Raw genomic sequence first — 6,929 nt, forward strand, 5'->3', positions numbered from 1 at the left:
GCGAGGCCTGACCAAGGCGAGGTGTGGTTCCCGAACCGCTGCCGTACAGGGCCCTGTGAATCCCTACGGTCTGGGCCTCCGGCGCTGTCGCCATGGCCCTCGTTTCCCGCTTCGCTCAGCCGATCAGCGGCAGCACCTCCCTGGTGGGCGTGCTGGGCGATCCCGTGCGTCACTCGCTCTCGCCGGTGATGCACAACGCCGCCCTGAAGGGGCTGGGGCTCGACTGGGTCTACCTCGCCCTACCGACGCCGGCCGAGCACCTGGGCGAGGTGCTGCGGGGCCTCGAAGCGATGGACTGCCGCGGCCTCAACGTGACCCTGCCCCACAAGCAGGCCGTGGCAGCCCTGTGCCGGGAGCTCTCACCCCTGGCCGAGCGGGTGGGCGCTGTCAACACCCTGGTGCGCCTCCCGAACGGCGGCTGGCTGGGGGACAACACCGATGTGGAGGGATTCCTGGCACCCCTGCGTGCGGGGGGAAGCAGCTGGCAAGGCCAGCGTGCCGTGGTGCTGGGCTGCGGCGGCAGTGCCCGAGCCGTGATCGCCGGTCTGGTGGAACTGGGCTGTGCAGCCATTCAGGTGGCCGGCCGCAGCAGCGCACACCTCGAGGCCCTGCTCGCCCCCTGCCGCAGTTGGGCGAAACCGCTGCAGGGGCTGCAATGGACTCCCAGCAACCGAGCCCTGCAGAACGCTCTGGCCGATGCGGATCTGGTGGTCAACACCACCCCGGTGGGTATGGCTTCGGCTACTGACCCCGACGCAGCTCGGCGGTGCCCACTCAGCCCTGGCGACCTGGAGACCCTGCGGCCGGGCAGCACCGTCTACGACCTGATCTACACGCCACGGCCCACGGCCCTGCTCCAGAACGCCAGTGCCAGGGGATGCCAGAGCCTGGACGGGCTGGAGATGCTGGTCCAGCAGGGGGCAGCCAGCCTGCGGCTGTGGAGCGGCCTGGCCGAGGTGCCCGTCACGGCGATGCGACAGGCGGCTCTGCAGCAGCTGAAAATCGAAATCAAACAGGGCGAGAGCTGAACCGTGGACAAGAACAACAGCTCCTGGATCAAGCTGCAGGCGAAGACTCTGCCGGGATACGCCTACGGCTCAGTACAGCCGGCCCTGGTGGCGAGGGTGAGCTCGCGCATCGTGGAACAGAAGGTGCAACAAAGGGTCAACAGTGCCCTGACGGCCATCTTCGCCAGCAGACCCTTCGACAGAGGTCAGGTTCATTTCGTGGATGCTGCCGGCACCAGCCTGTTGCCGCTGCTGGTGGAGTCCTATTACCGGGCTCATGGTGGCATCCGCTGCCCAATTTATCCGTGGCAACACCTGATGACCCTTGGCTCCAAGAGCCCCGCCCTCTGGGAAAACGCCCTGTTGGTGATCCATTACTGGAGTCCTGACATGGCGAAAGAACTGATTCTTTGGAGTCAAAGCACAATCGAGCTTCTTCTGAGACATCCACAACAGGAGCGTCAGGTCCTCACGTCCCAGACAGCCGCACTGGATCAGCTGCGCCGCAAATTTCAAACCCATGGGTGCCAGGGGATCAACACTGTCCACCTGCTCAGAAAAGCTGCCCAACTGGGAGTTCGTGCCTCGAACTACATCAATCAGATATACAGACTGGGAGATGGATGCCATGCACGCCTGTTCCGAAGCACGGTCACCTGCAAAACCTCCGGCATCGGCATCGATATAGCCCGCAGAAAGAGTCATACAGGAGAAGTGCTGACGGGCCATGGGATTCCAGTGCCCACCTTCCTTGTGGTGACCACCGCAGAGGAAGCCCTCCAGGCCGCACAGACCATCGGCTATCCCCTCGTGATCAAGCCGGATGACACGGATGGGGGCATTGGAGTGAACGCCGGCATCAGCACGGAAGAACAATTCCTGAAGAGCTATGCCGAAGCTCGTAACCTCTCGCAGAAGGTTCTCGTTCAGCAGTTCGTGCGGGGTTTGGACTACCGAATCACCGTGGTAGAGGGCAAAGTAGTCAGGGTGATCCTTCGCCACCCTGGGGGTGTCCGCGGAGATGGACACTCTACGGTGACCGAATTGATGGCCATCGTCCAGGCGTCACCGCGACATCAGGCAGAGCATCTTTTGAATGGACGCTTCAGCATTGATCTCGATCACGAGGCTCTCGACTTGCTCGCAGAAGCTGGCCTTACACCTGAGAGCGTGCCAGCCGAGGGAATCTTTCTGCCGCTGCGACGTAAAGCCAATGTTTCCACAGGAGGAGAGCAGGTTCTGATCGATCCGACCCGCCTGCATCCAGACAACCTGTTGCTGGCGTGCCGCTGTGCCGCCGTTCTGAGGCTGAACATCGCTGGAGTCGACCTGCTGCTGGAAAACGGAGCGCGCAGTTGGCTCGAGGGTGGCGGCGTGGTGCTGGAAGTGAATGGCATGCCCCAGATTGGCGGGGAAGGAGGCCTGGAACCCTTCGAACAGATCCTGCGGGAAACCCTGCCAGAACTCGGCAGAATCGAAGTGCATCTCCTGATCAGCGAAGCGGAAAGATCAGAACCAGAACTGCAGGAGATAGCCAGGAAGTTGGCTAATGAACTGCGGTGTTCGGGCTATTCCACCCGCAGCAGAGTTTACTATGAGAAAAGCATCCTTTCCCAGAACCATGCCAACGGAGCTCAGGCTGCCCGTCTGCTGCTCAATGAACCACTTCTGGATCGAGCTCTGTGCTGCCTCAGTGCAAGCGAAGTTGTGGAGCATGGCTTGCCGACGAACCACATCACATCGCTGCGGATCCTCCCGGACGGGCCAGCGGGAAAGAACAAGAAGACTTTAAGTCTACTGCGTACTGCGATTTCCTTTTCAGAAGCCCACTGCGCATCAAGCCCGATGATCCTGAAGCGGCAAATGCCTTGATCTGATGACAGATTCCACACGACTGTTCTCCAAACAGCCGAGAAGGTTCAGAGCAAACTCAGATTCTCCTGCCAACGCCGAGGCAACGATCCAAAACGAGCTTCCACAAATCGATAAACAGGCAAAAGCATTTGAACCGCCTCTCGCATCAACTCAGGAGCGAGGCAGATCTGCTCTGGATCGGCATTAAAACGGACCCGGGGATCTGGTTCTACAAATGGAACAGCAATAAAATCCGTCACCCGCCGGATTGACTCCGAGCAGAAGAGATCTTCATAGAAGAGATACAATGACTTCTGATCGCCGAAGGCCGCATCCAACATCTCACAAACATGTTTGTAATTCGACTTAAGGGCACCACGAAAAATACCGATTTACCTTGGAAGCAGCGATTGAGACTCATGTACTGGCCGGCGTCGGCATTGGCCAATGGTCGCGACAAGGCCGATTTTTCGTGGTGCCCTTAAGTCCACCCGGAAGGCGGTCGCGTCTGTCCAGCTTGGCGCGGAAGAGAGAGACACCAGTCACGACCGTATCGGAGCTGGAGCCAGCTGAATGATGACGGGCTACATGCTTGCAATCCGAGAATAGTCGGTCAACCGGATCGCGCATCAGGAACAGGGGGCGAAGCTCGAAATGAGGCTCCAGAAAATCACGTATGCTGGAGACCTGTTGCGGATGCAAGCGTGAATAATCCGGAGTGATATCTGCCACTGGGCGCGAATGTGAAGCAGCGAGCTGCTGAAAAAGGCGCAGATAGCTGCTTGGGTCTAGTCCAAACGATGTCAGCTTCACCTCCCGCAGAAGCTCTGCACGGGCGACACCAGCACGACGGGCGTCGGCGCAAACATACCCTTTCAAGGCATTGCCAAGCCTAAGGGAAATACGTGACCGAGACGGGTCAAAGTACATCGTCCAAGCATGCATCTCCTTGGAGGGACCAAAGGAGACGAGTTCATTATCTCGCAAATAGCGATAGAGCCACGTGGTGCCAGCCTTCATGGCACCAAAGCCAAGAAGAAACACAGGCTTAGCGGTCATTAGCACGACGTCTTTTAAACAAAGTTTAGCACAGGACTTATCAGAAATTGATCCCGGTTACCGTATGGATAGCTGGGAAGGATCATGGCTGACAAGCCTCACAAGGCCTTCATCGGCCTGAGCAACTGGGAGCGCTCACTCGATTTCCAGCCGCTGAGAGCCATCTGCCAAGGAAAACGCGTTCTCGATCTAGGCTGTTACTTTGGCCTGAATTCATTTGAGGCACTGCAGGTGGGTGCCTCCCATGTCACGGCTGTGGACAGTGATCCACAGTGCACTCTCACTGCACGCCAGATACTTTGCCAGTATAAAGCCACTGTAATCGAGCAGGATCTTTCCATTCCCAATGCCCTTGCCCAGCTGGGATTAACAAAACAGAAATCTGATACTGTCTTTTATCTTGCACTACACCAGCATCTTCAGTTGCGTCGCCCGAGCGGGGGCGATTCCCTGCTGTCGGAAAAACTCACTCTGAGCCCCCAATACATTGTTGCCAGATTCGGAAAACAATACACCAGATATCTGCAGGAAAAAACTGCAGACATTCTATGGAGATTTATGCTTTTCGCTAACTTTACCAAGCTCAGTCCCTTGCTGATCTTCCGTCGACGCGATCAGAATTGAACAGGCAATGATCGTCCCTTGTCCCGGCTATTGCGAACAGTGCACCCTAAACCGGCTGCAGGTCATCATTTGAGCTGTTGCAGTGCCTCCAGGCACAAGGCCGTCGTGATCGCACGGGAACCCCAGGGGTGCAATCCCTCACCATCGCACCATGGGGCCGCAGGCCAGGTCCCGTCGCTGGCCTGGCCAGTGAGCAGCGCATCGGCAAGCGATGCATCCTGGCCCCCCGCAATCAGAAGCGACTGGGCCATCTCCAGGGAATTGAGCGACAAGGCTGGGCTCGCAAGACGCACACACTTCGAAAGGTAAGGATCAAAGCCAGCCCGCCGCGCCGCATAACCCACTGTCAGCACGGAACAGTAATAACGCGAGCGCTGATCTGCCATGCTCAGCATCGACTCCAGGCAGCGGCGCTCCGCTCTATTGAGTGGAGAGCCCATACATTTCAGAGCGTAAGCCACGTTGCAGTTGACGACCACATCGTCACGATCCGATCGATCCCAGGGAAGCTCCTGGCTGTTCCAGGTGCGAAAGGGCCCAGCCGGACTCCGCCAGTAGCTACGCAGCATCTTTGCATCGCTGACCCGAATCTGCTCTGGAGAGAATCGGGCCAACACGGCCAGGGCACAAGCCGTATCGTCAGAGTCCGACGGAATCCCAAGAGCAGGATCGTAATTCCAGTGTCCATCGGCACCCCGCCGGATTGCAATCGACATCACGGCCCGCTCAAGACTGGGCTTCGAGAGCTGATCCCCTGCGGCCAACAGAACCGTCAGCGTGGCAAACAGTGGATCGGTCGGTGGGCCGCCAGGCATGAAGGCGTGGTCGATTGGCTGCTGCTGGAAAAACGCAAAGCTGCCATCCCTGCTCTGCAGGGACTCCAGAGCTCTCCTGCCCTTGACAAGGCTGGACTGAAGCCGGGCTGAAGTAGGGGCCATAGGCAAAATCTCCCACTGGTCGAGCACGGGGCTGATGGGAGGGGGAAAGGGATCATGCCACCTAGGTTGATCCGTGAACCATCCTTCCGGCATGACACTCCCTCCTGGACCGGGGCGCCCCGCCTGGATCGACCAACTGCAGTTGCTGCTTCGTCCGATGCCTTCGCTGCGCCAGTGGAGCCAGCGCTACGGAGACCCGTTCAGCCTTGGATCCAAGGGAGCACAACCCTCGGTCTTCTTCGGAAGCCCGGAAGCCGTACGTCAGATCATGACGGCCAACCCGGGCCTCTACCAACCCCGTCGCGGTCCTCGGGTGCTGGTCGGCCTCCTGGGCCGTCAATCCATTCAGTGGCGCAATGGAGCCGACCATCGAAAGGATCGCCGCCTGTTGGCCCCCCTGTTCCAGGGCGAACGCATCCTCAGCAGCTGCAGCGAAATCCTGCAGATCTGCAATGAACTCACAGGGGATTGGAAAGCAGGAACGACCTTCAGGGCCAGAGATTTCACCCAGGAGGTAACACTTCGGGTGATCTTCGATCTCGTACTCGGCAGCCACGACACAGTAGGAGTATTGAAATTGAAACATGAACTGATTCGCAGTGTGGCGCTGGTAAATCATCGACTCCTGACGGTGATCTTTCTGCTTCTTCCCCCCTGGAGTCTGCCCTGGCTGAGTCCCTGGAACCGACTTGTGAAAGTGCGAAAAAGACTTGAGGAGGCGATCGGCGAGGAGGTAAAACTTCATCTTGAGAAAAAGTTGACCTCGGCCGATGACACTGTGCTCGGCACGTTGCTTCAGGATCTCGATCCCAGCGATCCGGAACAATCGCAGCGGCGACTGGTGGACCGGGTCATCACCCTGCTCTTTGCTGGACACGAGACGACAGCGTCAGCCCTGGCCTGGGCGCTGGCGCTGATCTACGCCAATCCAGGGGTGCTGAGCCAGTTGCGCAAAGAGCTGGAGGTCGAGAGTGCTCGCGCACCAGAGGGCCTCCTGAATCTCCCCTATCTCACAGCTGTGTGCCACGAGGTGCTGCGGCTTTATCCGGGGCCGCTGGAGACACCACGAGTCTTACAACAATCCCTTGTGGTTGAGGGCCATATCCTGCCTGCCGGCACTCGACTGGTGCCATGCATGCAACTCACCCATCGGCGGGAGGACATCTACCAGGATCCCCTGTCGTTCCGACCGGAACGCTTTCTGGAAAAAACCTTTTCGCCCTATGAATTCTGGCCATTCGGAGAGGGTCCACGTAAATGTCTTGGCATGTCGCTGGCCCTGATCGAGATGAAGCTGGTGATTGCTCAGGTCATCCGCTCACTTGATTAGGTAGCAAGCTCCGTCAGCGCCCTTCCAGCACCTAGACTAATACGCATGTACCGGTCAGGATCGCTATGGCCATGAATCGGATCCAGTTCCAGCCGAGTCTTTCTCTGCCTCAGTTCA

At 58.5% G+C, this 6,929-nt stretch carries 7 protein-coding genes; 4 read left to right on the forward strand and 3 right to left on the reverse strand.

The window, feature by feature from the left end:
- Positions 1-92: 92 nt before the first annotated feature.
- Together VB777_RS11755 and VB777_RS11760 are read left to right on the forward strand one after the other, a co-directional pair.
- A complete protein-coding gene (locus VB777_RS11755; RefSeq protein ID WP_323249130.1) occupies positions 93-1,028 on the forward strand; it encodes a shikimate dehydrogenase in 936 nt (311 codons plus the stop codon).
- Between the two features lie 3 nt (positions 1,029-1,031).
- Positions 1,032-2,879: a hypothetical protein gene (locus tag VB777_RS11760; protein WP_323249132.1), complete on the forward strand. Its 1,848-nt coding sequence runs from the start codon at positions 1,032-1,034 to the stop codon at positions 2,877-2,879.
- 47 nt (positions 2,880-2,926) lie between these two features.
- Here the strand turns inward: VB777_RS11760 and VB777_RS11765 are convergent, their stop codons facing one another.
- Together VB777_RS11765 and VB777_RS11770 are read right to left on the reverse strand one after the other, a co-directional pair.
- Positions 2,927-3,202 (reverse strand): hypothetical protein, encoded by a 276-nt coding sequence (locus VB777_RS11765; RefSeq protein ID WP_323249134.1) that lies wholly within the window; start codon positions 3,200-3,202, stop codon positions 2,927-2,929.
- Between the two features lie 76 nt (positions 3,203-3,278).
- Complete coding sequence (locus VB777_RS11770; RefSeq protein ID WP_323249136.1) at positions 3,279-3,920, reverse strand: hypothetical protein; 642 nt, start codon at positions 3,918-3,920, stop codon at positions 3,279-3,281.
- 84 nt (positions 3,921-4,004) lie between these two features.
- Here VB777_RS11770 and VB777_RS11775 point away from each other — a divergent pair, with 84 nt between their 5' ends.
- Complete coding sequence (locus VB777_RS11775) at positions 4,005-4,544, forward strand: class I SAM-dependent methyltransferase (protein WP_323249138.1); 540 nt, start codon at positions 4,005-4,007, stop codon at positions 4,542-4,544.
- A gap of 65 nt (positions 4,545-4,609) precedes the next feature.
- Here VB777_RS11775 and VB777_RS11780 read toward each other — a convergent pair whose 3' ends face one another.
- Positions 4,610-5,509, reverse strand: a complete 900-nt coding sequence (locus VB777_RS11780; protein ID WP_323249140.1) for a prenyltransferase/squalene oxidase repeat-containing protein — start codon at positions 5,507-5,509, stop codon at positions 4,610-4,612.
- 46 nt (positions 5,510-5,555) lie between these two features.
- Between VB777_RS11780 and VB777_RS11785 the strand changes: the two genes are divergently transcribed.
- On the forward strand, positions 5,556-6,812 hold the full coding sequence (locus VB777_RS11785; protein ID WP_323249142.1) for a cytochrome P450: 1,257 nt from the start codon (positions 5,556-5,558) through the stop codon (positions 6,810-6,812).
- Positions 6,813-6,929 lie beyond the last annotated feature (117 nt).

The sequence above is a fragment of the Synechococcus sp. CCY9202 genome (genome assembly GCF_034931685.1).
Classification (GTDB): Bacteria; Cyanobacteriota; Cyanobacteriia; order PCC-6307; family Cyanobiaceae; genus CBW1002.

What these genes read in the sequence shown, in the direction of transcription:
- VB777_RS11755 (WP_323249130.1), top strand. Translation starts at nt 93, where the DNA reads ATGGCCCTCGTTTCCCGCTTCGCTCAGCCGATCAGCGGCAGCACCTCC.
- VB777_RS11765 (WP_323249134.1), bottom strand. Translation starts at nt 3,202, where the DNA reads ATGTTGGATGCGGCCTTCGGCGATCAGAAGTCATTGTATCTCTTCTAT.
- VB777_RS11770 (WP_323249136.1), bottom strand. Translation starts at nt 3,920, where the DNA reads ATGACCGCTAAGCCTGTGTTTCTTCTTGGCTTTGGTGCCATGAAGGCT.
- VB777_RS11775 (WP_323249138.1), top strand. Translation starts at nt 4,005, where the DNA reads ATGGCTGACAAGCCTCACAAGGCCTTCATCGGCCTGAGCAACTGGGAG.